Origin of the sequence: Psychrobacter alimentarius (assembly GCF_001606025.1) — a bacterium.
In the GTDB taxonomy this organism is placed as follows: Bacteria; Pseudomonadota; Gammaproteobacteria; order Pseudomonadales; family Moraxellaceae; genus Psychrobacter; species Psychrobacter alimentarius.
The window spans coordinates 204050-227469 of the sequence record NZ_CP014945.1; the positions used below are offsets into that span (position 1 = coordinate 204050).

The window sequence follows — 23420 nt, forward strand, 5'->3', positions numbered from 1 at the left end:
TAATTGGCTATTTATTAGCGCTTACGCCCAAATTTACGCTGCTTCTTATTGCTAATCTCGGTAATCGCGTGAGTGATCTCGCTTTCATCCAAACTTGCCACCTGATGTAGGATTTGCATCATATCAGGCGTGAGAACGTACTTGGCATGGTGAGCGATGTCATTGATACGATGGTCAAAGGTCAAGACCCCCGTCTCTTCGTCTTTTTGTAAATAATCAAGACGAGTCAATGCACTGAGGAAACTGGTGAATAAAGCTCGATCGAAGAAATCAGGAATGTCATCGGCATAGAGTACAGACAAACGCTGTCCAAGCAGGTGGCATAAATCAACAACCTCGCTTTCGGTCAAATTGCCTGAGCCTTGCTGAGCGAGTAGAGCAAGCGTCATGAAATAACGCTCAAGGCTTTGACCAACTGGTGTTGCCAGCACTTGCAACTGCTGATAGCACTTGCTATTTGACTCAGGCACGCTGAGCTTACCATCACCAAGCTCTACAATCAGACCATGAGACAGTAAGGTATCGACTTTTTTGTTGATGGTATCGGCTAAGCCATGCGCTGGATAGTATAAAAACAGCTCGCTTTGTAAGAATGGATATAGCTGCTCAGCGATACTGTCTAAGCGGCTGCGCTCCATACGACCGTTACGCGCGACCAGTGCCGCTAAGAAAGACAATAAAATAAAGACGTGCAAAATGTTATTACGGAAATAGCTCAGCAATGCCGCCTGCTTGCCTGCGATCTGAATAATATCGCCTAAAATATGTGGTGTGCGTTCGATGAGCTTGAGTTTGATACCATAATCAATGATTTGCTGCGGGCTCATGTCTGTGATGACCGTGTCATCTGAATACGCCAGCTGCTGAGCAAGACCCTGATAAAGGGCGATTTGCTCGCGGCAGCTTTCCTCATCCAATGCTGCCTTGGGGGCAGAGAGCAGTACCAATGACAACAGCGATACTGGCGTGACTACCGCTGCTTTATTGATATGCTGCATCACCTTGACACCAATGTTATCGACCATGGCACTGGTTTTGTCGTCTAATGGTGTATCGGTACGATCAGCAGGCAGACTATTAGCAGACACATCGAATTTTTGCATGAATTCGCTTAGGTATAAAGGCTTACCAAAGCTTAAGTGAACTGTACCAAAGATACGTTCAATTTTACGACCCACCTTGAGCAGACCGATTAAAGATTCGGACTCTTTTGGTTTACCTTTTAGCTCACCAACATACGTACCGCCTTCCATGATACGCTCATAGCCGATATAAGTCGGAATGAATACCACAGGTTTATTGGTCTGACGCAATTGACTGTGTACGGTCATCGCTAGCATACCCATTTTAGGCGGTAACAAACGCCCTGAACGTGAGCGACCACCCTCAATAAAGTATTCAATTGGCGTATTACGAGTGATGAGCGTATGCATATACTCACGTAGAACCGCCGTGTAGAGTGCATTACCACGGAAACTACGACGTATATAAAAGGCAACAGCGCCCCGTAATAATGGCCCTAATACAGGAACATCTAAGTTGTCGCCCGCGGCGATATACGGAATACTAAGACCACTTTTATAAATCACATAAGACAGCAACAGATAGTCAACATGACTACGATGACAAGGCACATAAACCAGTTCGTAGTCAGTGGCAATCTCACGAACACGCTCGAAATGATGCACTTCTACGCCATCATACAATTGCGTCCACAACCAGGTTAAGAACTTATAAAAACCTCGCACAATTGAGTGCGAATAGTCATTAACCATCTCATTGGCATACCCTTTGGCAAGCAAACGAGCATCACGAACACTGGTGCCCGTCTTTTCGGCTTCCGCTTCTATGGCGTGCTTGATCGCTGGCGAATACACCAGCTTATCAACCAAATTGCGCCTATCTGATAAGTCAGGACCCAACATACTGGCCCGTTGCTTGTCTAAATAAATCGTGAGCTGCTGTTGTATGTTACGCACCAATTCACGGTTGCTGTCAGCGGTTGCGACCAATGCATAATGTGGTGTTGCAGCGGCGTCTTGTTTGCTGTCGCTATTGGTCGCTTGTTCTGATGGGTCTTTTAAGTCAGTGGTGACCGCATCGACGAGGTCAGAGTCTTCTGTATCGTCTTTAAGATGAGTGTCAATAATGGTGCGTAAATCTTGGGGTGGATGGAACTGGACAAAGGTATCACGTCCCATCACACCGATATTAAACAGCTGTTTTGTGATGCTAGGATCTTCCCAGTTATCGGCTGTTAATAGCTTAAAGAGCGAATCTTCTTTTTCTGGCGCCCGTCCCCATAAGATAGATACAGGTACCAAACGTACCTTTAGCTCTGGATATTGCAATACCGCAGACACGAGACGTGAAAGGCGCGGTGACAATGGCGTGTCTTTGGCATGAGGATGATTCAAAAAAACGATAGCCGCATTTTCTTTGATACGATGAGCGGCATCGTTGACCCCAACCAATGCGGGCGGCAATCGATGCTCTTGTGTCTGCAAGTCAATCAAAATACTGTTTGAACGCGAATAATCTTGCAACACATAAAATATGAGTGTCTGATCGTCTGCATCGAACTCCGGCAGCTCCCCTAATAGTTTGGGTTTGACTGCGACGTCAAGTAACTGACCCGAGAGCTTACGGTACAGCTGATTGATCGGGGCTTTTGCATAAGGCGTAGAGGCGACTGGGTTGCCATCAGTTGTCATAGCACTATCAGTAGTCGTTGGCGCTGTAAAAATCCGTTTTTTCAGGAACTTCGGTATCATAATCAGTATCAGAAATAGTCAAATATGTTGCGCTTATAATGCCATAAAAGCCATCAAAGCGATATATAGTGTCTGTATATACTGCTATTATTCATAGTGCCCAACAATTACATGGGGTATCCAATATGAGTGAAGGGACTCAATATAAGCACAAAATGTTAGATAGACTTTTATTTGAAAAAGAAGCGTTTTGGCTTAATAATGTGTGTGCCTAAAAACAATAAAGCCTATGTATGCTATTGCATTCATGCCAATAAAATAAGGTAAACTATTATGACACCAGCCGTGGATCTTGCCAAAAAACGTGGTCTTAATTACCAATTACACGAATATACTCATGACAGTCAGGCAACCTCTTTTGGCTTAGAAGCCGCAGAAAAGCTTGGCGTGGATGTCACGCAGGTTTTTAAAACCTTGGTGGTGTCGACAGAAAGTAATGTACTTGCCGTTGCAATCTTACCAGTAGACAAGACGTTGAATTTTAAAAAAATGGCCAAGGCAGTGGGCTGTAAAAAGATTCAAATGGCAGATCCCAAGCAAGTAGAACGTACGACTGGCTATGTATTGGGCGGCGTCAGTCCATTAGGACAAAAAAAGCGTTTGACGACGATCATCGATGACTCGGCACAAAGTTATGCCACCATCTATGTGAGTGGCGGTCGTCGAGGTTTAGAGATTGAGCTACCACCTGAGCAGCTATCAGCCACGCTTACTGCTCGCTTTGGTGCTATTACTGATGATTAAAAGACTAGCTATTAAAAGATTAGTCGTTAACAGTTTATAAATTCAGTGGCATGTTGCTACTGATCTGTTGTTTTTTACTTGTACTTTATAAGGATATATCCATGCCGCATTTAACCATCCAAGCGACGCCCAATGTCAGTATTTCTCATGAAGAATCTTTACTCAAATCGTTGAACAAAGTGCTGTGGGATAGTGGACATTTTGGTAATCCAGCGGATATCAAGAGCCGTATCATACCGCTTGAGACGTTTTTGGTAGGGGTAGAAGACGATGAACAAACCAACGGCTTTATCTATGCCAGCTTAAAAATAATGACAGGCCGTGATTTGGTGATTCGCAATCAACTCGCAGAGCTATTGGTAAGCACTATAGAAAAAGAGTTAGGCCCAAAACAGTCAGGGCGCGCCGCCTTACAAGTATGCGTTGAAGTCGAAGAAATCAGCGCGGTGTATCATAAAAAAATGCTAGGCAGTTAAACGTCCCAATATTTTTGTTACTTAAAGCCTTTATCTGTCATTGATTGACCCAAATAAAAGCAGCCTGCTATTGAAAGTAGGCTGCTTTTATTTTTAGGATAGGTATTTCAAAATCACTATTTACATAGCGACTGACTAGCGTATTTAGGCAGTATCATGGTCTCTATTTTATAGCTTGCGGTTTTGCCTTGTGTTGCCATAAGGTTGCGTGCGATACGCAATCGATAATCCCCCGTGGTTGGCAGACAGCCTTGATAAATGATGCCGCCTTTGGTGCCATCTTGTGTACCATTTGGCATGTGCAATACCCCCACATTGGCTGTTTCAGCCGTGCCCGCTAATGGCAAAATATTGATCACCGCATATTGCGAGCTACTCGCCTGAAAACGATACCAGTGCTCATCTTCATTGGGACTGAGCTTCCCCGTTGTTGTACTAGTAATAGCACCTTTTGCAAAGTGAATAGGGGTATCGCTATTTTTAGCAACGGCGCTATGGGCGGTGATAACGGCAAGCGCCGTACTGAGCAATAACGCTTGTATACCCTTTGATGCTAACGATACTGTTTGATGGTTAATGGATAACATGGTTGGCTCCTAACATGACAATCTGGCTATTAAGATAAAAAAGGCAGTAAAAACTCGATTACAGAGTCGTAAAACTATGGTGCTCTGATAAATATCGATTGTCTTTAGTAACTACGTAAGTGAGTCAGCGTAAGCGAATCTACATAAGTAAATAAGCACTTAAGCAAATAGTGAGTGTTAATTGGGCACAAAAAAGCGCCTATGATTTAGGCGCTTTTTCATCAGTTATCGTATGACTTGTATGTGATTCTAGTCTAGAAAAGCAAAATGCTCGATTTCCATTGACGTCATGCTTTCACTTGGCGCCACCATTGCCTCAGCGTGACCAGACGTACGTGGTAAAAGCTTATCAAAATAGAACTCGGCAGTTTGGATTTTTGCTTGATAGAACTCTGGTGCTTCAGTGCCACCGTTTTTAAGCTTTTCATAAGCAACGGCTGCCATGCGTGCCCAGTGGTAACCCATCATCACATAACCTGAGTACATTAAGAAATCATCAGAGGCCGCTGAGATGATTTCACGGTCTTTACGAGCCATCAGCATCAAGCGTACTGTCAATGTGTTCCATTCAGCACATAGCTTAGTGAGTGCCCAAACAAATTTACGCATGTCTTTATCAAGGGCATATTCACCGCACCACTTCATGATGCTTGAGGTATAATCACGAATGATTTTACCTTTAGACTGTAAAATAACCTTACGGCCTAATAGATCCAGTGCCTGTACGCCAGTCGTACCTTCGTACATGGTCGCGATACGAGCATCACGAGCGATTAGCTCCATACCCCATTCTTTGATATAGCCGTGACCGCCATAAATTTGCTGACCGTGCTTGGCTGCTTCAATACCCAGCTCAGTTAAAAAACCTTTTAGGATTGGGGTGTAAAAGCCTAGCTTGTCATCCCATTTTTCGAACTCTTCATCATCGCCATTAACGATACCCTGTGCCATTTTGTCCGCATAACGTGCTGAATGATAAATCATTGAGCGACCGCCTTCAGCAAAGGCTTTTTGCGTCAACAGCATACGGCGTACGTCGGCATGGTGAATAATAGCATCAGCTACTTTTTCAGGGTCTTTGGTGCCAGATAGCGTACGCATAGAACGACGTTCTTTTGCATAGGGTAACGCGTTTTGGAAAGATAGTTCAGTGTGCGCTAGACCTTGGATACCAGTGCCGATACGAGCAGTGTTCATAAAGGTGAACATCGCTTTTAAGCCTTTGTGCGGTTCGCCAATTAGGTAGCCAGTAGCACTATCAAAGTTCAAGACACAGGTAGAAGAGGCGCTGATACCCATTTTGTGCTCGATTGAGCCGCAGACAACCGCATTGCGCTCGCCAGATTCGCCTTCAGCATTCGGCGTGAATTTTGGTACGATAAATAGTGAGATACCGCGTGTGCCTTCTGGAGCATTTGGTAGGCGTGCTAAGACAATATGAATAATATTGTCTGTTAGGTCATGCTCACCGCTTGAGATAAAGATTTTAGTACCACTTATTTTATAGGTACCGTCATCTTGCGGGATGGCTTTTGATTTTACTTGGCCCAGATCCGTACCACACTGTGGCTCAGTCAAACACATCGTACCTGCCCACGAGCCTTCGACCAACTTCGGTAGATAAAGAGCTTTCTGCTCATCCGTACCGTATTGCAGTAGCGTGTTGATACAGCCTGTTGATAGGCCAGAGTACATCGCCCATGGCCAGTTAGCAGTACCGATCATTTCAGCTTTGATCAAGTTAATTGACGTCGGTAAGTTCATCCCGCCGTATTCTTCAGGATATGAGATACCTTGCCAGCCACCTTCTACAAACTGGTTGTAAGCTTCTTTGAAGCCTTTTGGCGTGGTTACTTCGCCATTTTCAAAATGACAGCCTTCTTCATCGCCTGATTGATAGATAGGAGCGAGGACATTCTCAGAAAAGTCAGCCATGCCTTGTAGGATCATGTCAATCGTTTCAGGATCAGCGTTTTCACCGTTATCCAAGCTTTTGTAATGGGTTTGATAATCAAAGACATCATTAATCAAAAACTTGATATCACGTAAAGGTGCTTTGTAAGTTAACATAGTCGTTCTCTTTAGTTATTCATTATCATAGATGGTCAGCTTAGTCCGTAAGCCATGACGTTCACAAATTAACATTATAAACTATTGTTTGATTATTTAGATAAATGTAAACAATATCGTTGCTCATTACTTAGATTTGTCAAAAAAAGATGATTAATTTCGATTAATTTGAACCCTTTCTCATTCGACCATGATTGCTGTAGTCGTCATAGCAGTATAAGTCTTCTATGAAGACAAATATACAACTAATAACTAATATTCATAAGATATCTAATAAGATAAAAATATAAGTTATAAATAGCTGAATTAGGTTTTTATTAATATTGATTAATAAGAATGGCTTTATAATGGGCGGCATCGTATCCAAAGTACGACGTTTACGCGTGTCTATAGTATAAGGAGCACCAATGATGAGTGCATTAAAGCACCAGCCAAAGCGAGCATCTTGGCTAACAGAATGGTTTGCTCGCATCAAAATTTTACTCAGTGGTGAGCTGTCGCATTTATTGACAGTGAACCGTAGCAAGCGACCTTGGCATATGCCGATTATCGCTGCAATCGCTATCAGCTTTCCTGTATTTGTCGGCGCTTATTTTGAAGCATTGCCCTCTGGTATCAAGGCATCGCTTGGGGCGATGATTATCTTGAATACCCCACTGGTTGGTAAGTTGCCTTATCGGTTGGTGACAGTGATGGCATGGGGCTTTGCGATGTCATTGTGCTTTGCCCTAGGCTTGATGGCACAGCATATTCCCGCATTGATATTACCGATATTTACACTCATGGCTTTTGGTGTGGTCATTCTTGGTCGTTATTATCGTCAGCCGCCGCCAGCAGGTTTGTTTATATTGATGGCAGGAGCGATTGCATTATTTATACCGCTGCCTTTAGAAGATATCATGCCAGCCACAGGCCTAGTGATGCTGGGGAGTGGTTTTGCGATTGTCTTGTCGCTACTGTATTCGCTGTTTTTACTTGCCACACGTCCCTCTACGCCCACACCTACCTATAGTTATGAGCCAGATACGATTGCCGAAAGTATCATTGTGGCGGGTTTTGTGAGCTTGGCTTTGTTTGTCACCTTGGTTTTGAACCTCTCCAATCCCTATTGGGCAGCAATCAGCTGTTTTCTGATTATTCAAGGGATTTATTTACGTACGGTATGGATCAAACAAATACATCGTCTGCTCGGGACGATCGTGGGTGTGGGACTGGCCAGTTGGATGTTGTCTTGGAACTTGTCGATATGGGGGGTGGCATTAACAGTCTTGATCATGATGCTGTTTATCGAAAATTTGGTTGATCGGCATTATGGACTGGCCGTAATATTTATCACGCCGCTGACCATATTTATTGCTGAATATGGCAGTGGTTTGCCATTTTCTGAACAAGCCTATCAAGTGGTGATGCGTGCGCGTTTATACGACACAGCGATTGGGTGTTTAGTGGGTTTGGCTGGCGGAGTCGTCATGCACTCGACCAATTTACGTGTGCCGTTACGGCGTATGGAAAATTGGCTACTGGCGCGTTTTTCATAAATGATGTATTAGATAGTATGTGTTCAAAAAAGTACGTAAAAAAAGCGCATAGACTCAGTTTATGCGCTTTTTTGCGTACTTAGCATATAGACCGCTTAGCTTTTATTTAAGTCTTCCGTCGCCTTTGTAACATCAATACGGTGGCCTGTCCAACGCTCAAAACTTAACGCCGCTTGTCCAATTAGCATGCCATAACCGTCAGAGGTCTGTGCCCCGCGAGCTTCAAAATGCTGCAAAAATGGTAGCGGGCGCCCGTACATCAAGTCGTAGGCGTATTGGCAATTTAAATCATGGCTAAGTGGTAGTTTATCATCTGATAAGCCAATAGAAGTGGCATTGATGATAATATCAAATGATCCCTCTAGTTCTGCGGTGCTGCATGTTTTAATCTGCTGCTCATCAATAACAGTGCTGGCTGTGCTCAGCTCTTCAACCAGTTCTACCGCCTTGCTTACGGTTCGATTGGCGATGGTTACTGTTGCGATGCCTGACTCAATCAAGGGCAGTATGATACCGCGAACAGCGCCGCCGGCACCGATAATGGCAACGCGCGCGCATGTTAGTGGCCAGTTCAGACTTTTTATATGATTGACCAATCCTTGACCGTCGGTATTATCGCCATAAATAGCCTCTGCTAGCGGTACGCCCTTATCCAACAGAGCCTTGTTTAATAAGAGCGTATTGACTGCGCCTGCAATTTTGGCATGTGCTGACAAGCCGCCGCGCGCCGCACAGAATGCATAAGCAATTTGTTTGAATGGCACAGTGACATTGGCACCAACGCCGCCGCCGTAAAAAAACGCCTCGACCACCGCGGTAAAGCTGTCTGCATCATTGGGACAGTATTGACGCTGATAGCTGATATCCATGCCCGTTTGTGCGGCAAATAGCGTATGGATTTTGGGAGACTTACTATGGGCAATCGGATTGCCAATCACTATAAAATGCTGAGTCATAAATATTCCGCTGGCGGTGAGAGTCAAAACTCATGAATAAGAGCGTCGTTAAAGCTCGCTTATCATAAGGGATACGGTAAGGTTTGACAAACTGGAGACGGAGCGAATAACCATTTGAATAAGCAAGAGGTTTTGATATGGAAGGTCCTTAACAAATCTGTACTCTCTGGGACCGTTATCCGTAACGTAAAGGGTAGTCAAGTGTTAAGCAGTTGGGTAAACTATAGATTGCAAAAAAATATGGGTCTGCTCTAGTGATGGTTCTGTTGTAAAACGCTAAGAGCTAAACAAGCTTGTCAGTAAAAACATTGTTCATTATCAGCGGCTTCTTTGATCGCTCGTTAATACTATTTTGAGACCAATCTAAAAGTGTGAGTAAATTGTCCATGTGGAATAACAACCTGCAGACCTTAATGGTCGGTATGATAATGGCGGTTGGTGTATCGCTCAGTGGCTGTGACAATAGCCAAAGCGATGCCCAAAATCAAGATGCTAATGCAAACACTAGCGAGCAGGCAAGCGCCAATGATGCGCCAGCAAAAGACAGTGCTGCTGGGACTGCTGACTTGGATGGGGCAACTACTGCGCAAGCCACACCGGTGAGATATGATGTTTCATCTTGGGGCTCGGGTGAGGTGACGCCGCTTGGTATTGACAAGCTAGAGGAGATTAAGTCGACTTTTGGTAAAGTGGTAAGCACCGATGAGAACAGCTTGGACTACGCCAGTAATGCGGCTACCAAATACCGTTTTATGAAGGCTGATGCGCCTTATTTGGATCTGATTGACTCTGAAAAATACTTGGAGCTTGGCTGGTATTATGCCAATCCTACCGACTCTGATAAAGAAAAAGAGCTGAGCCAAAACCATGCCAAAAAAGCATACAAAATTGCCCGTCAATTAATGGGTGATGAAGGCGGTAAGATGGTTGGTGATATGCTTAACAGTCAAATCACCAAAAATAAAGTGGTCGGCGGACAAAAAGTAGAACTGGCAAAATGTGAATTTTATAGCTGTATGCTGGTCATCAATAAATCTGAAGCGCCAGAAAATAACAGTTAAGCTGTGAGAGAAGCAATGCCGATGTCTAGCAGCTGGTTTTGTCTACACTCATCAGAAAATGAGACAGATCTTACGCAAGCTACTTTGTCGTTGGACAATCGTGGACTGGCATATGGCGATGGTTTTTTTACCACCATGGGTGTGATTGACGGGCAGATACTGTGGTTGGATTATCATCATCAGCGTCTCATCTCCCATCAAAAAGCACTGCAACTCGATTTAGATAGTCATTCTTTAATAACTGCCTTAACAACGCATGCTCAGTGCTTACAACAAGGGGTGCTCAAGCTTATCGTTGTGCGAGCCGCGCAAGCTATCCGTGGGTATGGCTACATATCCAATGCGTCTGGGAGCGCTTGTGACGTTTGGCTAAAATCCTCAGATATGGTGGTCGCAACTGATAAGCAGCTGTGCTTACCAGATGGGCGCTTCATTCCTATACAGCCAGTTAGTCGAGCCATTTGCTTATCAGCACAAATTGCTTGCTTGCCGCCACCATTAGCAGGGTTAAAAAGTCTTAACCGGCTCGATACCGTGATGGCAAGTGCTGAGCTACAACGCATCAAATCACACTTATTATCATCTGACTCATCATCACATACTCCTGCACAGCCAAGCATTGAAGAAGGGCTGCTGCGAGACATGAATGGCTGCTGGATTGAGGGCACGATGAGTAATGTGTTCTATCAGCTAGCGGATGCGCCAGTAACAAAACCACAGTCTCTAGAGTCGGAAAACATCATTGATACCGTCCAAGAGGATTCTAATTATCTGATGACTGGTCAATGGTATACGCCTTCTTTGACGCAATCGGGCGTTGCTGGCGTGATGCGACAAGTGATTATAGATGCTTTGTCCCATACAGCCTATCCAGTTATCATCAGGCCATTGCAAGATGATGATTTGCCACTTTTAAGGCGCTTGTTTTTTTGCAATGCCTTGCGCGGTATCATGCCGATGGCTAATCTGACGTTATTGAATGATAGCGTAGTGACAATGCTGTAAAACGTGTGTACAAAACACTATTTTTTATCAAAAATATTAAATTTGGTATCTATCAAGTCATCGTAAAACAACTCAACGTCTTCGTTTCTATATATTGTCCGAGCTTGTAGAATGGCTGACGAATCATCTGTCGCCATTACTTCAACAATACGACTCATAGTTTCAACGATTTCTATTTGATAAGTGGTTAAGCCTATTTCGTTCGTCATGTGCCGTTTTCCCTTTAGCTAGATTTATTGTGCCTGTGATCCTAGCAAAAAGAGCAAATACAAATGATCGTCTTCTGTAATCAAAAATGCAAAATGCTTAGTATAGTTTTCTATAGTTCCCGCGATTTATAAATTCAATAATACCCTTATCACGCAAGACTTGTAATTGCTGACGGATTTTATCCTTGATGTGATTGTTATTAGGATGTTTGAGCTGTAGCTCATCAGAAAAAGCATAAGCTTGATTGAGAGAAAAATGGGTATCAAGTCTGTCAACACATTGCCATATATCCAGTGTCCAACCACGCGAAGTACTAGATTGCTCACGTAAGAACAAGGTTTTTTGAAATTGCTGTGTGACGTTATCACGAGGTATCACATGCTGGTCTTTTACTAAAAAGATTTTTCCCGATTCTGGTACGTGTCGTAAGTCGATATTGCAGCCGATCCAACCTGCACGTTTGGCCGTTGCTGATAAAGGATTGCGTTTAATAATGATATCAGGTGTAAAAAAGTGCTTAGGAATAATCATAAAATTATTTACCGTCAGCGCTTTTGAGTATGTCAAAAAAAAGAAGCTTGGATTGTCGTCGCTATTGATACGCTCAATCATTGTCTTATAAGCGCCATCGTTAATAATATTGCTTAAGGTCGCTTTTTTACTTTTTAGCTCATATTGCTCAGTACAGGTAGAGCAATAAAAATCAGCAACAGGTTTACCATTCGCAAATTCTCTTAGCGGCTGGGTGTTGCAATTCGGGCAGTAGCCATTATTTTTGACCCAAGCTTCGCTCAGCACACGAATAATCTGCGCTTGAGAGTGATAATTTTTGGCAAGACGTTGATCAAAATGTAGATTCATAATAGCTTCTTTTATTAAAAGAGGGTCGCAAAAGCACATATCTAAAGTGGGAATATTAAGCCATGCTGCTTAGTGCCAGTATCCAGTTAATTCACAAGCTAAGCAAATACCATTGAAAATCCCACAGTTCAGTGCTAAATTCTAGCAAACATCTGCCTCGCGAGTTGCCATGAGTAAGCCTACATCTGAAACGCCTCCTGAACGTCCTAATGATACCTCATCAAATCAACAAGATAGTGATGTTGGTCAACGTGCTGATACCACGCCCACAGACTCAGATGTGCCTGCCGTAGAAGAAGTAAAGGGTAAACCTGCGACAGATGTCTCACTCATCAGTGGTGATAATAAGCCGCGTAAGTATAAAACGGACAACCAATCGTTTTTTATGCAGCGCGGCTATCAAATATTGCTTGTGCTTGGACTCATTGCGGCGTTTTTCTTAGTCATGGTGTATCAGACATTGTTTGGACGCATCGATCAGCCACAAAAGATGGTCACGATTGAGAAAGGTCAGACCTATTATGGTTTGCTACCGCAGTGGCAACAGCAGATACCTCTGTTTTCTGCCAGTATTGCTAAGCTATATATCAAGTCGCAAGTTGATGCGCCGCTACATGCAGGGATTTACCAACTACCAGAAAATCCGACCATGGCTGAGGCGCTGCAAGTGCTCGAACAAGGCGCAAAAGCTGCCATGGTAAAAGTACAGATTATCGAAGGCAAAACATCTAAAGACTTATATCAATCGCTACGTGACAATCCGGGCATCAAAAAAGAGGTACTGACTGCCGATAGTGACAATGCCAGTATCGCGAAAGCGCTGGATTTGGCTGGTATATTGCCAGATGAGGTGGTCAACAGTAATGATCCTATCGTCAATCACAATCTTGAAGGTTGGTTTGCTCCGGATACTTATTATTATGGAGAAGGCACCAGCGACAAACAGGTATTGACGGATTTATACAAACGTCAGCAGCAAGCACTCACGGACGCTTGGGAAAATCGTGCCCCAGATTTGCCATATAAGAGTCCTTATGAAGCTTTAGTCATGGCATCTATTATCGAAAAAGAGACCAGTGTGCCTGACGAGCGTCCTTTGGTATCAGCGGTGTTTAATAACCGTATGAATAAAGGCATGCGTATGCAAACGGATCCGACCATTATTTATGGGATGGGAAGTCGTTATGAGGGCAATATTCGCCGCCGCGACATCGATGAGAAAACGTCGTATAATACGTATCAAATTGATGGTTTGCCGCCAACGCCAATCGCATTGCCTTCCGCCTCTGCTATTGAAGCAACCTTACATCCAGCCGATAGCGATGCCTTGTACTTTGTCGCCACTGGTACAGGTGGGCACAAATTTACCAATAGCTTAGATGCACACAATCAAGCCGTAAAAGAGTATTTGGGTGTCATGCGTGAAAAGAGATCGCAAACACCGCCGCAGTAAGTTATTTTTAGTCATTGTTTATCAAGCAACCTATCATTTAATGAGCGTTATAACAGCACATATAACGCTCATTAATGGCAAAAGGTCATACCATGTCAGTCTCTTCGCAAGCCGATTCTTCCTTATCCAATCATGTCTCATCTAACGTACCGAAAACGTCACACGTGACCAATCAAGGTCGCTTCATTAGTTTTGAAGGCACTGAAGGTGTGGGTAAAACCACAGCGATTGAACAATTATGCTCACGCTTGCAGGAAAATGGCATCGACTATCTGCGTACTCGTGAGCCCGGTGGTAGTCCGTTTGCAGAGCGTCTACGTGAGATATTATTAGATCCAGCCACCGATATTACGGACGATACTGAGCTATTGCTGTTATTTGCGGCGCGCTGCGATCACATGCAGCAAGTCATTTTGCCAGCGTTGCAGCGTGGTGTATGGGTGATCTGTGACAGATTTACTGATTCGACCATTGCTTATCAAGGGTTTGGACGCGGACATGGCGATGATGTTATGCGTGCTAAGATCGATGGGCTGATCAGTCAGTTTGTACTGCAACTACCTGATTTGACATTGTGGTTAGATTTGCCAGTATTAGAAGGGATGGCACGCGCTAACAAACGCGGTGCTGCTGATCGGTTTGAGCAGCAAGCCACCGAGTTTTTTACGTGGGTTCATAAAGGGTTCAGCGTGCTAGCTAGTGATTATCCTATGCGGATACAACGTATTGATGCGTCAGGCAGTGCAGATGAGGTTGGCGTGCGAGTTTGGCAGATGGTACAAGAAAAACTGCTTGCCCAATAGCAACCTTTAAAAAAATAACAGCCTTGAAGAAGCATAGTAAGGTTAAAAGCCTTGTGCCATAAGCAGCATAAAAAAGCCCCAACATTACGTTGAGGCTTTTTTCGTTATAAGCATTTTATGTAGAAACTTTTAACGTTTGTCTGCGTTGCTTGAGTCTTTTTTCTCAGGCTCTTTTTGTTCAGACGTTTTAGGACTATCAACGTCTGCACTAGCCGTATTGTCTTGACCAGAATCAGGCAGGCGATTTGGGTCAAGGCCTCCTTTTTTGTTTTTTGGGGCATTGCCATTACCATTGGTACTACTGCCAGAGGTTTTGGTCTTCGACGTCGCTGTTGAGTTGGCGGACATCACGCCTTTATTCGCAGGGTTAGTAGAGGCATCTTTTGACTCTGTCGCTTTATCCTTAGAGGATGTTACGGTGTCCGATAAAGTCTCTGAGCTGCTTGGTTTTGGCGAGGAATCATTGCTTATGTTTTGCTCACCGTCTTTTTCTATATTTGCCACAGACTCTTGCGCTGCTGCTTGAGCACTGATATCGCTCAGCTCCTTTTCTTTACGCTTTTCAGGCGCTTTGGATTTGGATTCAAAGCTGGCATCGGCTGCCATTCGCGCTTGCTCTTGCTTTGGGGTGACATCTACAGGCTTTGGCTGTACTTCATCCTCGACCACCAGTGAGATAAGCTTGCGATCGCGTGGCACATTGCCATCGAATTTATCGGTAATAACGTGCAACTTACCTTCTTTGTCAATAGTATAGAGCGGCACAAATTGTTTGTTATCTGCCTTATACTGCTCAAAACTATAACTGTCTGTAATGTTGGTGATTTTGATACGGGCCTTTTTTGACAGCATACTGGCAAGCTTGGTATAAGTCACATCTTTGCCAAACAGCCACTGCGAATGGAAGTTTGATTGCTTGTCATCACGCTCACTTCTGGCTTTTTCGTCGCTGAATTTGAGACGATACAGTTTACGCTCACCAAATTCATGACGGTAATGAATCTCAGACAAGGTGTTCATCTCTTTATCCATACTCATGGCAAATAAACGACCAATACCGATCAGGTCAAGGTGTCGATCAGCATGATCAGAAATGGGATTACCAAAATAAGTACGTAGCCCACTCATGCGAGCGCGGGCAATATTGGTATAGTTGTTGTGGGCGACAATGACGTCAAAACCTTGGTCTTTCAAAGAGCTGGCCACCAAAAGGGCAATAGGGTTTGAGCCGACGATCAGAATACCGTTGGTTTCAGGCTCACGTACGCCCAGCAAATTACCGACTACCTTTGCACCCAAGCCTTGAATCATGACCGTACCGATGATGACCATAAAGACGAGCGGCACTAATAACTCAACCCCTTGAATATCGTACTCTTGCAAACGAATAGCAAACAACGACGAAATGGCAGCCGCAACGATACCACGTGGCCCAATCCAGCTGATCATGAATTTTTCACTGGTTTTGAGGTTTGAGCCGATCGAAGAGGCCCACACAGATAGTGGACGCGCCACGAACATGACAATAACGAGTAATACTAAGCCTGCAAAACCAACACTGAGCAAGCTTGCCAACTCCACACGAGCTGCAAGAATGATAAAGAGCACTGAAATCAGAAGAATGGTCAAAGACTCATTAAACTCTAAAATGGTCTCGCGTGGAAATTTTGGCCAATTTGCCAAGGCAACACCTAGGACCGTGACGGTTAAAAGACCTGATTCGTGTTCTAAGTGATTGGAGACCGAAAACAATACCAGCACAAAGGCAAGCGTAAACACATTACGCAAAAACTCAGGAATCATGTGACGGCGCATCAGAAACGCCAACAGCCAAGCACCAGCCATACCAAGTGCGGTCGCCAATACCACGATTTTAGCAAACAGTAAGATACTGCTGGCTTCGCCGCCTGAAATAATGTACTCATAGACCAATACCACGGCAATGGCGCCGATTGGGTCAATGATGATGCCTTCCCATTTTAGGATATTAGATATCGTCTTATTGGGACGCACACTACGCAGTAGAGGCATGATTACGGTGGGACCTGTGACACAAACCAGCGCACCGAACAATAGAGCGACCAATGGGTCCACATCGAATAACAAGTACGTCGATAGGGCAACGATAGCAATGGTAATCAGAACGCCAACTGAGACTAGCATCTGCACAACGGTGCCATGCTGTTTGATCTCATCGAATTCCAATGTCAGTGAGCCTTCAAACAGGATAATGGCCACACCCAAAGAGATGAAAGGAAACATGAGTTCCCCAAGCACCAAATCAGGGTCGAAAACGCCTAATACGGGTCCTACAATAATGCCAATTAGCAATAAAAATAAAATGGACGGTTGCTTTAAATACCAAGCCAACCATTGGGCGGCAATACCAATCCCAACCACGCCAGATAATAATAGGGCGGTATCCATAAGTTGATCCTTTTATAATCTTGTCATATTTTATATCTATCAATCGTTTTTATAGAAAAACTGTCGCCAGTCGCGTGATAATTAGAAGCGTCTGTTGATAATGGCATCTTTTTATAAAGTCTGAGCTACAACAATGATAGCCATCATGAATCACAACATGAGCTAAATATGATATATATACTATAAAGTAGTAGAGACAAAAGCATTCCCAAACATATAACGCCATTTTAGAAATGCAAAAGATGAAAAATAAGAGTGATGATCGTCAATTTGATAAACTTACTGTCAGTAAATTCAACGTTTGTTTTTTGAGAAATTATTTGGCTGCTATCATACCATGATTTTATTTCTTACCTATCATGATAGGAATTACCACCGTATCAGCACAAATACTTTGTAACTGCAGAAGCGTGAGTAAGAATAAACAGCCTCAACGACATCAATAACTGATCTAATAAAACGCTAAACAGAGCGAAAGCTATGCAGGCGACATTATCTAAGATCACTTTAGCTTATACAAGTCACGACCGATAACAGCCAATATGGCCCTTAATAATAATTGATCATTCATGCAGAGGACGATATGCCTATCACTATATTCAAAGCGCGCACTAAACTTAGTATGCAACATTGGTTACGCCGCAGTGCATTGGCGCTTGCTGTTGGCACAGTAATGGCAACTGGCATCACTGCAACGACCTTGACTTCTGCTCAAGCCGCCGTAACCACTGCGGATTTTTCTAATCTCGTACAACAAGTCACGCCTGCGGTTGCGCGCGTCAACGTCACAAAAACAGTCAGTGAGGAGGAGCTTGCAAAAGCGCAAACGGCCGAATTATTGCGACAATTCTTTGGTGATCGCCTACGTATTCCAGATCAGGCCACCACACCAGCGGTTGAGCATGCTTATGGCACGGCTTTTTTTGTGACTTCTGATGGCTATATGCTGACCAATCATCATGTGATAGAAGGGGCTGATAAAATCACGGTCACGCTTAATGACAGAACAGAGCTGGATGTAACCTTGGTGGGTAGTGATGAGCGCTCAGATGTGGCAGTACTTAAGGTGGCAGGCAGTAAGTTCCCAGCGCTACCCATTGGGGATTCAAATGCCTTAAAAGTAGGGGAGCCTGTACTTGCTATTGGTTCGCCATTCGGTTTTGATTATTCAGCATCAGCGGGCATTGTCAGTGCCAAATCACGCAGCTTTTCACGCGAGATCAGTGTACCCTTTATCCAAACCGATGTGGCACTCAACCCTGGCAATTCAGGTGGTCCATTGTTTAACCAGCGCGGTGAAGTGATTGGTATTAACTCACGTATCTTCAGTGGTACTGGCGGCTATATGGGGCTGTCCTTCTCGATTCCGATTGATGCTGCCATGGATATTTATGAGCAGATAAAAACGAACGGAGAAGTGGCGCGCGCCTATATGGGTATTTATCCTCAAGACATTGATCGCAATTTGGCAGAAGCTTACAATTTAGCACGTCCGCAAGGGGCATTATTGACCCGTGTCTCTCCAGATTCACCCGCTCAAAAAGCAGGTCTAAAATCGGGCGATATCATTTTGCAATATAATGATGTACAAATTATGCGTGCCTCAGACTTACTCAATCTGCTAAATCGTGCAAAACCCAGCGATACATTTCGCGCCCAAATCCAACGTAACGGTCAGCAGATGACAGTGAGTGGTAAGCTTACTTATGCACCCGATGACGTGCGAGCACAAGGTGGCGATCAGCAAAGTAACGATATACAACTGGGTTTGCGTCTACGTAACCTGACAGCCGATGAACAAGCAGAAATCAGTGTAGACAAAAGCTCAGGTATCTTGGTGACCACCGTTGATCCAACTGGTTTGGCAGCGCGATCTGGTATCATGGCAGGCGATGTGATTACCAATTTCCACCAAAAACCAATCAGAAAAGTGGCAGATTTTTCAAGTGCGATCTCATCATTACCCAAAAAAGGTGTGGTGACTATCGAGGTTATTCGTCAAGGTGTGCCTGGTATTATCGGTCTACGCATTGAGTAAATAGCACTGTCGCAGATGCAATAATAGAGACTGGGCTTCAGGATAGTATGGAGAGCGAGTCGATAATTGTACTTGTCTATCACAGAGCTTGACCTCTATAATGGCTGATTTTTTTGGCAAATGACCAAAAGCCGTCACTAACTGACGCCATGAGTGATAGATTTATTGCTCAATGCGTTCTAACATAGAGTAAGCCATTTGATAGGCTCCTATTCTTCAGTAACTACCAGGTAATTATGACTGACCATGCTTTTTATATACTCAGTACTTCTACGGCAGCAGCATTGCTAGCGTATATAGTACTGTGGTCAGGGCTACAGACATTCAATGCCAATCCCACCAAGCGTTTTTTGCGTATTTGGGTCAAGTTGATATTGTATTATGCTGCTTATACCATGCCTGTTTGGATAGTGCTGTTGGTTTTGGGGTGGTTACAAAAGACGCTACCGATGATGCAAGACGCCGTATCATTCTTAGTCTTGGCAATACTGGTCATGGGGTTGTATTTTTATACAGTGATTGTACAGCCCAATCGTTTGCGCGTAGAGCATCATGCGGTTGATTTGAGTTTGTCCTCACCGCTGACTGTCGCTGTACTGGCGGATTTGCGTATTGGTTTATATAGTGGCAAGCCGCGCCACATTCGTAAATTGGTTGCTACCATCAATGCGCTATCAGCGGATGCGGTCATGATTACAGGCGACTGGTTGTATTACCCGAGCGCTGATTTGGTTGGGCAGCTCATGCTATTCAAAGGTGTGAATAAGCCCATCTATACTGTGATGAGCGTCTCAGATCTGCGTTATCAGTCGATTAATACTACAAAGCAAGGTCAGCCTTTATTAGAAGATACGTTGGCCAGCGCTTTTGACATACTGGATATCAGTTATATTGGTCAGCAGTGTACGTCATTGCCCCTGACCTGCGCGGCAACTGCAAAGGGCCATTCAGTAGCCAGCGTGTCAAGTTACTCCCGAAATGCTCAAAAGCTAACCAAGAAAAAAAGCACAAAAAATAATCCTGTGGTCGCATTGCTGTGCGGCTGGCAAGATATTCCTCAACCAACGACTGAGGTTGAAACTCCCAGTAAAGCAGCCAAAGCGGCGCTTGCTGACAAAATTACTCATGCCTCTCAGCCTGTTATTATTTTAGCATCACGATTTGATAGTATTAGTCATTTGCCAAGATCGGTGCAACCACGCCCTTTATTGATCACGGGTGCGGCAAAAACAACTCAAAAAAATATATGGTTGGCGCAAAAACAAAAAGATATCCAGCGCAATAAAGAACGCTCCGCCTTGCTAAGAAACAACCGTATGAGTAAACAGCACGGTTTATATCAATATGGTAGCGCACAGATATTTGTGAGTAGTGGTGTCGGCACGCGAGGCTTGCCTTTTCGCTTATATCGTCCTACTATCGATGTGTTGACCATTCGCTAATTAAGCCGAAAAGATATGAGGTTGAGGCCATCGCTATCATGCTTAAAAAGAAAAATAAGAGGCGATTTGGTATTCATTAATGCTATTGACGGATAATTGATTGATAGCGGTTAAATCAAAATATGCTACACTAGCAGGCGATTTTATTATTATGAGTTTCTTATTTAAAAGGCATATTTGGTGATTGGCAACAATACTGGCAATACTGGTGTTAGCGTTCAAAATCTACGCTATCAATGCCATAAATAACAGCCAAATACTCAGCATAATACTGAGCAAGAAGTTATCAAGCAAGAAATTGGCCATGGTCTTTATAAGTGCACACATTCATGGGTGCTACCATATCAATGGACACTTGCAAACGACCTATCATGTGACAGCTTTGACAAAAGCTAGGATAATACAGTAAGGCACGGTTATGAGCACAGCATACGACGAGATCAAAACCCGACTACAAGGCTCAATGGTAGCCTTGGTAACGCCCATGCATCCTGACGGCACGGTTGATTATAAACGTCTGGCAGACCTCATAGATTGGCAGATTGAGCAAGGCACTCATTGTCTTGTTGCTGTCGGTACAACTGGTGAGTCGGCAACCCTATCTATGCAAGAGCACAGCGATGTCATTCGTTATTTTGTGCAGCATGTCAAAGGTCGCGTACCGGTTATCGCTGGAACAGGTGCTAACAATACGATGGAAGCGATTAAACTGACTCAGGATGCAGCAGATGCTGGTGCAGACTGTGCCTTGTTGGTCGCGCCTTACTATAATAAGCCCCCTCAAGAAGGCATATATCAGCATTATCAAGCGATTGCCAAGGCGGTCAACATACCTCAGATGCTTTATAATGTCCCTGGACGCACGGTCGTGGATATTGCTCAAGAAACGGTTGAACGTTTGGCTGATATCGAAAACATCGTTGCGATTAAAGACGCTACCGGTTCTGCACTACGCGGTGAGCAACTCATCAAAGCGGTTGGTGATAGAATGGTTGTGCTATCAGGCGATGACGGTACAGCGCTTGAATTGATGAAATTTGGCGGTAAAGGCAATATCTCAGTCACTGCCAACGTCGCGCCAAAAGCTATGAGCGACACTTTTGCCGCAGGCTTACGCGGTGATTTTGATGCGGCCAATAAAGCCCATGATGTCGTTAAGCACTTACACCGTGATTTATTTATTGAGTCGAGCCCCATTCCAGCGAAATACGCCCTACATAAAATGGGCATGATAGATACAGGTATTCGCTTACCATTAGTATGGTTGGCAGAACAACATCATGCGACCATTGATAACGCCTTAGTCAAAGCGAACTTATTGTAAAATTGAGCAGATAATTGCGAAGCATATGAGTGATAACATAAGCATTGCATGACTATCTAAGATCTTGTAAACACAATAAGCCAATTGCTCAAATGAGCAATCATTGCTAACTCAGAGAGATAACATGATGACAGTATCATCAAAGACTGCAAAAATATTCCCTGCGATGCTGACCCTAGTTTTAGGTAGTACCATCGTATTAAGTGGCTGCCAAAGTGTGAAAAACGTACTTGGTAAGCGTGACAATGGCAGTTTAGAGTATCAGCAAAGTAAAAAGCTTGCGCCAATAGCGCTACCAGCTGATAAAGAAACGGCCCCATTTGTACCACTGTACCCAACACCAAATGCAGGGGCAAATACGCTGATACTACAGAATGAATCAGGTAGTCAGTATCAACTGCCAAAACCTCAGCGCACGGTGAGCACACCCGCAAACTAATTCTATTTCCTTCTTTATACCGCTGGCTTTTATTGCAATTAATCTAATGAGATTAATGTAGTAATATAAAGACTCAGCGGTAGCTGCGCGTTTTTACCACATAAGCTTGAACGAACAGGACTCCTCTCATGCAAAAGCAACAACTGCTGTATAAAGGTAAAGCCAAATCTGTCTATGAAACAGAAGACAATGATCTTTTGATTCTACATTTCCGTGATGACACCTCAGCGCTTGATGGCAAGCGTATCGAACAATTGGCACGTAAAGGTGTCGTCAACAATCGCTTTAACGCTTTTATCATGCAAAAATTGGCAGATGCTGGCATTGAAACGCATTTTGAAAAGCAGTTGTCTGATGACGAAGTATTGGTCAAGCGTTTGGACATGATTCCAGTTGAGTGCGTGGTTCGCAACTTTGCGGCAGGCAGCTTGGTTCGTCGTTTGGGCTTAGAAGAAGGCCAAGCATTGACGCCGCCTACTTATGAGTTGTTTTATAAAGATGATGCCCTTGGTGATCCGATGGTCAATGAATCATTGTCAGTATCGCTGGAATGGGCAACTGAAGAACAGCTGGCTAGAATGAAAGAGCTGACATATCAAGTTAATGATGTATTAAAAGCGTTGTTTGAAGCAGGCGATTTGATACTGGTTGATTTTAAATTAGAATTTGGCGTATTCCATGACCGCATCGTATTAGGAGATGAGTTCTCTCCAGATGGTTGTCGCATTTGGGACAAGACGACTAAGAAGAAACTGGATAAGGATCGTTTCCGTCAGTCACTAGGCGATGTGATCGAAGCCTATGAAGAAGTAGCTAACCGTATTGGTGTGCCACTGAGCTAAGGATTTAATAGTTAACGTTAAAAAAACTGAGCCATGTGCTCAGTTTTTTTATGGTATTAAATTAATTTGGGTTTCCTAATGAGGACTTGAATTTTTGGTTGTAGGCCAATAGTATCGACGTCTTAACGTACTAAAATAGTCATAGTCTATTTACAATTGGCGCACTATACAGATATTAAGCCTTCAGCTATATCTGCTTATATATCAAGATGAAACATTAATATTGAGCATACTTGAACTATCAAGAGCCATACGCTAAAAGAATTATTATTGAGGTGTATCCGATATTTAAAATTGACCACTCTACTCTGATAGACAAAGATATGAACCAGCCAAACTACTAAATGTTAAAAAGATATTATCATATTAG

The 23420-nt window shown here is 43.7% G+C and carries 19 protein-coding genes; 12 read left to right on the forward strand and 7 right to left on the reverse strand.

What is annotated here, in order from left to right:
- Window positions 1-14 precede the first annotated feature (14 nt).
- A complete protein-coding gene (plsB, locus tag A3K91_RS00850; RefSeq protein WP_062843594.1) occupies window positions 15-2774 on the reverse strand; it encodes a glycerol-3-phosphate 1-O-acyltransferase PlsB in 2760 nt (919 codons plus the stop codon).
- A gap of 273 nt (window positions 2775-3047) precedes the next feature.
- Here plsB and ybaK point away from each other — a divergent pair, with 273 nt between their 5' ends.
- Both ybaK and A3K91_RS00860 read left to right on the forward strand, forming a co-directional pair.
- Window positions 3048-3518, forward strand: coding sequence for a Cys-tRNA(Pro) deacylase (ybaK, locus tag A3K91_RS00855; RefSeq protein WP_062843595.1), 471 nt, complete (start codon window positions 3048-3050; stop codon window positions 3516-3518).
- Between the two features lie 101 nt (window positions 3519-3619).
- The gene (locus A3K91_RS00860) at window positions 3620-3994 is read left to right on the forward strand and encodes a 5-carboxymethyl-2-hydroxymuconate Delta-isomerase (protein ID WP_062843596.1); all 375 of its coding nucleotides are present in this window, start codon (window positions 3620-3622) and stop codon (window positions 3992-3994) included.
- A gap of 116 nt (window positions 3995-4110) precedes the next feature.
- On the opposite strand, the gene A3K91_RS00865 is transcribed toward A3K91_RS00860, so the two are convergent.
- Window positions 4111-4581 carry a hypothetical protein gene (locus tag A3K91_RS00865; RefSeq protein WP_062843597.1) on the reverse strand — a complete coding sequence of 157 codons (471 nt, stop codon included), beginning with the start codon at window positions 4579-4581 and terminating at the stop codon, window positions 4111-4113.
- Between the two features lie 249 nt (window positions 4582-4830).
- Window positions 4831-6651, reverse strand: a complete 1821-nt coding sequence (locus tag A3K91_RS00870; protein ID WP_062843598.1) for an acyl-CoA dehydrogenase C-terminal domain-containing protein — start codon at window positions 6649-6651, stop codon at window positions 4831-4833.
- 407 nt (window positions 6652-7058) lie between these two features.
- On the opposite strand from A3K91_RS00870, the gene A3K91_RS00875 reads away from it, so the two are divergent.
- Window positions 7059-8189, forward strand: coding sequence for an FUSC family protein (locus A3K91_RS00875; protein WP_228139881.1), 1131 nt, complete (start codon window positions 7059-7061; stop codon window positions 8187-8189).
- Window positions 8190-8284: 95 nt separating this feature from the next.
- Here the strand turns inward: A3K91_RS00875 and aroE are convergent, their stop codons facing one another.
- Complete coding sequence (gene aroE / locus A3K91_RS00880; RefSeq protein ID WP_062843599.1) at window positions 8285-9145, reverse strand: shikimate dehydrogenase; 861 nt, start codon at window positions 9143-9145, stop codon at window positions 8285-8287.
- 386 nt (window positions 9146-9531) lie between these two features.
- Between aroE and A3K91_RS00885 the strand changes: the two genes are divergently transcribed.
- The gene (locus tag A3K91_RS00885) at window positions 9532-10206 is read left to right on the forward strand and encodes a hypothetical protein (protein WP_062843600.1); all 675 of its coding nucleotides are present in this window, start codon (window positions 9532-9534) and stop codon (window positions 10204-10206) included.
- A gap of 15 nt (window positions 10207-10221) precedes the next feature.
- On the forward strand, window positions 10222-11211 hold the full coding sequence (locus A3K91_RS00890; RefSeq protein ID WP_062843601.1) for an aminotransferase class IV: 990 nt from the start codon (window positions 10222-10224) through the stop codon (window positions 11209-11211).
- A gap of 17 nt (window positions 11212-11228) precedes the next feature.
- Here the strand turns inward: A3K91_RS00890 and A3K91_RS00895 are convergent, their stop codons facing one another.
- Both A3K91_RS00895 and A3K91_RS00900 read right to left on the reverse strand, forming a co-directional pair.
- Entirely contained in the window at window positions 11229-11420 is a 192-nt protein-coding gene (locus A3K91_RS00895) for a DpnD/PcfM family protein (RefSeq protein ID WP_062843602.1), read from the reverse strand.
- A 97-nt stretch (window positions 11421-11517) separates the two neighbouring features.
- A complete protein-coding gene (locus tag A3K91_RS00900) occupies window positions 11518-12282 on the reverse strand; it encodes a DpnI domain-containing protein (protein ID WP_062843603.1) in 765 nt (254 codons plus the stop codon).
- Between the two features lie 169 nt (window positions 12283-12451).
- Between A3K91_RS00900 and mltG the strand changes: the two genes are divergently transcribed.
- Together mltG and tmk are read left to right on the forward strand one after the other, a co-directional pair.
- Window positions 12452-13735 carry an endolytic transglycosylase MltG gene (mltG, locus tag A3K91_RS00905; protein ID WP_062843604.1) on the forward strand — a complete coding sequence of 428 codons (1284 nt, stop codon included), beginning with the start codon at window positions 12452-12454 and terminating at the stop codon, window positions 13733-13735.
- Between the two features lie 92 nt (window positions 13736-13827).
- On the forward strand, window positions 13828-14538 hold the full coding sequence (gene tmk, locus A3K91_RS00910; RefSeq protein ID WP_084387370.1) for a dTMP kinase: 711 nt from the start codon (window positions 13828-13830) through the stop codon (window positions 14536-14538).
- A gap of 129 nt (window positions 14539-14667) precedes the next feature.
- On the opposite strand, the gene A3K91_RS00915 is transcribed toward tmk, so the two are convergent.
- Complete coding sequence (locus tag A3K91_RS00915) at window positions 14668-16965, reverse strand: cation:proton antiporter domain-containing protein (RefSeq protein ID WP_084387211.1); 2298 nt, start codon at window positions 16963-16965, stop codon at window positions 14668-14670.
- Window positions 16966-17638: 673 nt separating this feature from the next.
- Here A3K91_RS00915 and A3K91_RS00920 point away from each other — a divergent pair.
- From A3K91_RS00920 to purC, 5 genes are all read left to right on the forward strand, one after another.
- Entirely contained in the window at window positions 17639-19003 is a 1365-nt protein-coding gene (locus A3K91_RS00920; protein ID WP_416231989.1) for a Do family serine endopeptidase, read from the forward strand.
- 236 nt (window positions 19004-19239) lie between these two features.
- Complete coding sequence (locus A3K91_RS00925) at window positions 19240-20445, forward strand: hypothetical protein (RefSeq protein WP_062843605.1); 1206 nt, start codon at window positions 19240-19242, stop codon at window positions 20443-20445.
- Between the two features lie 418 nt (window positions 20446-20863).
- Window positions 20864-21769 (forward strand): 4-hydroxy-tetrahydrodipicolinate synthase, encoded by a 906-nt coding sequence (gene dapA, locus A3K91_RS00930; protein ID WP_062843606.1) that lies wholly within the window; start codon window positions 20864-20866, stop codon window positions 21767-21769.
- A gap of 124 nt (window positions 21770-21893) precedes the next feature.
- Window positions 21894-22208 (forward strand): hypothetical protein, encoded by a 315-nt coding sequence (locus A3K91_RS00935; RefSeq protein WP_416231966.1) that lies wholly within the window; start codon window positions 21894-21896, stop codon window positions 22206-22208.
- A 128-nt stretch (window positions 22209-22336) separates the two neighbouring features.
- On the forward strand, window positions 22337-23050 hold the full coding sequence (gene purC, locus A3K91_RS00940) for a phosphoribosylaminoimidazolesuccinocarboxamide synthase (RefSeq protein WP_062843608.1): 714 nt from the start codon (window positions 22337-22339) through the stop codon (window positions 23048-23050).
- The last annotated feature ends 370 nt before the right edge of the window (window positions 23051-23420 follow it).

Coding starts and splice junctions, on each gene's coding strand:
- plsB (WP_062843594.1), bottom strand. CDS start 2,774: ATGATACCGAAGTTCCTGAAAAAACGGATTTTTACAGCGCCAACGACT.
- ybaK (WP_062843595.1), top strand. CDS start 3,048: ATGACACCAGCCGTGGATCTTGCCAAAAAACGTGGTCTTAATTACCAA.
- A3K91_RS00860 (WP_062843596.1), top strand. CDS start 3,620: ATGCCGCATTTAACCATCCAAGCGACGCCCAATGTCAGTATTTCTCAT.
- A3K91_RS00865 (WP_062843597.1), bottom strand. CDS start 4,581: ATGTTATCCATTAACCATCAAACAGTATCGTTAGCATCAAAGGGTATA.
- A3K91_RS00870 (WP_062843598.1), bottom strand. CDS start 6,651: ATGTTAACTTACAAAGCACCTTTACGTGATATCAAGTTTTTGATTAAT.
- A3K91_RS00875 (WP_228139881.1), top strand. CDS start 7,059: ATGATGAGTGCATTAAAGCACCAGCCAAAGCGAGCATCTTGGCTAACA.
- aroE (WP_062843599.1), bottom strand. CDS start 9,145: ATGACTCAGCATTTTATAGTGATTGGCAATCCGATTGCCCATAGTAAG.
- A3K91_RS00885 (WP_062843600.1), top strand. CDS start 9,532: ATGTGGAATAACAACCTGCAGACCTTAATGGTCGGTATGATAATGGCG.
- A3K91_RS00890 (WP_062843601.1), top strand. CDS start 10,222: ATGCCGATGTCTAGCAGCTGGTTTTGTCTACACTCATCAGAAAATGAG.
- A3K91_RS00895 (WP_062843602.1), bottom strand. CDS start 11,420: ATGACGAACGAAATAGGCTTAACCACTTATCAAATAGAAATCGTTGAA.
- A3K91_RS00900 (WP_062843603.1), bottom strand. CDS start 12,282: ATGAATCTACATTTTGATCAACGTCTTGCCAAAAATTATCACTCTCAA.
- mltG (WP_062843604.1), top strand. CDS start 12,452: ATGAGTAAGCCTACATCTGAAACGCCTCCTGAACGTCCTAATGATACC.
- tmk (WP_084387370.1), top strand. CDS start 13,828: ATGTCAGTCTCTTCGCAAGCCGATTCTTCCTTATCCAATCATGTCTCA.
- A3K91_RS00915 (WP_084387211.1), bottom strand. CDS start 16,965: ATGGATACCGCCCTATTATTATCTGGCGTGGTTGGGATTGGTATTGCC.
- A3K91_RS00920 (WP_416231989.1), top strand. CDS start 17,639: ATGGCAACTGGCATCACTGCAACGACCTTGACTTCTGCTCAAGCCGCC.
- A3K91_RS00925 (WP_062843605.1), top strand. CDS start 19,240: ATGACTGACCATGCTTTTTATATACTCAGTACTTCTACGGCAGCAGCA.
- dapA (WP_062843606.1), top strand. CDS start 20,864: ATGAGCACAGCATACGACGAGATCAAAACCCGACTACAAGGCTCAATG.
- A3K91_RS00935 (WP_416231966.1), top strand. CDS start 21,894: ATGATGACAGTATCATCAAAGACTGCAAAAATATTCCCTGCGATGCTG.
- purC (WP_062843608.1), top strand. CDS start 22,337: ATGCAAAAGCAACAACTGCTGTATAAAGGTAAAGCCAAATCTGTCTAT.